Source organism: Pseudomonas fuscovaginae SE-1, from assembly GCF_000364705.1.
Taxonomy (GTDB): domain Bacteria; phylum Pseudomonadota; class Gammaproteobacteria; order Pseudomonadales; family Pseudomonadaceae; genus Aquipseudomonas; species Aquipseudomonas fuscovaginae_A.
Genome location: NZ_AQOH01000116.1, coordinates 1 through 1211 on the forward strand (window position 1 = coordinate 1; position 1211 = coordinate 1211).

At 65.8% G+C, this 1211-nt stretch carries 1 pseudogene; it reads right to left on the reverse strand.

The window, feature by feature from the left end:
• Positions 1–1211: pseudogene (locus tag K675_RS30705) on the reverse strand (hypothetical protein); the annotation flags it as partial.

The following is a 1211-nucleotide window of genomic DNA, read 5'->3' on the forward strand; positions in this document are numbered from 1 at the left end:
GTGGCGATATCGAAGGTGCCGCTGCCCACATGCAGCAGGCTGCCGCCCTGGTTCTGGAAGCCACCGACGTTCAGGGTCAGGTCGCTGTTGGCGGTTTCCAGCTTGCCGTTGCGGTTGTCGAACAGGCCGCCGATCTGGAAGTCGGTCTTGCCGCTGGTACCGAGGGCGCGCAGTTGGCCGGTCTGGTTGTCCAGGCTGGCAGCGCGTACGCTCAGAGTGCTGTCGCTTTCGATGATACCCAGGCGGTTGTTCAGGGCGCCGTTGAGGCTCAGGTCGATGCGCTGGCCAGCGATCTGGCCATCGTTGTCGCCGCTGTTGTCGAAGTTGTTGCCGGTGACTTGCACCAGGCCCTTGGCATAGACGCCGCCGTTGCGATTGTCGAAGTCGGCGGTGGTGATCAGTGTATCGCCGCTCTGGGCCGAGACACGACCGCCGTAGTTGTCGAAGCCGCCCAGTGCGCTGAGGTTCAGGCGTTGGCCCTGGAGGATGCCGCCCTGGCGGTTGTTGTTCAGGTCGTAGCCATTTTTCAGGACGCCGACGATCCGGGTTTCCAACGCGCCCTTGAGGCTGCTCAGGGTGCCGCCACGGTTGTCCAGGCTGGCCGCACTGACGGTCAGGTTGCCGCTCTGGGCCAGCAGCTTGCCGCTCTGGTTGTCGATGTCGCCGGTCACGGCCAGGTTCAGCGCGCCCTGCCCTTGCAGCGCGCCCTTGCCGTTGGACAGGCTGGCGGCGTTGACACCGAGGTCACCATTCTGGCTGTAGATCAGGCCGTCGGCGTTGTTCTGCACGGCGCCGGTGCTGGTGATCTGCAGGTTGTCATTGGCCGCCAGCGTGCCATGGTGGCTGTTATCGAGGTTGCCGGTCAGCAGGCTCAGCAGGCCCTGGCTGACCAGTTGGCCGCCCTGGTTGCTGATCTGGCTGCTGCGGCTGATGACCAGGGGGCCGGCGCTGGCCAGCTTGCCGTTGCTGTTGGTCAGGGCGCCGAGCAGGTCGAGGGTGACCGCGCCGTTGCCGGTCAGGGTGCCGTTGCTGTTATCCAGGTCGGTGCCGGTGAAGCCGATGGCCTGTTCGGCGCTGATGCTGCCGGCGTTGTTCAGGGCCATGGCTTGCAGGGTCAGGGCTGCGCCGCTGTCGATGGAGCCACCCTGGGTGTTGTCCAGCAGGCCGGCGACGGTCAGCTTTTGTCCGGCGCCACTGGAGAGGATGCCGGC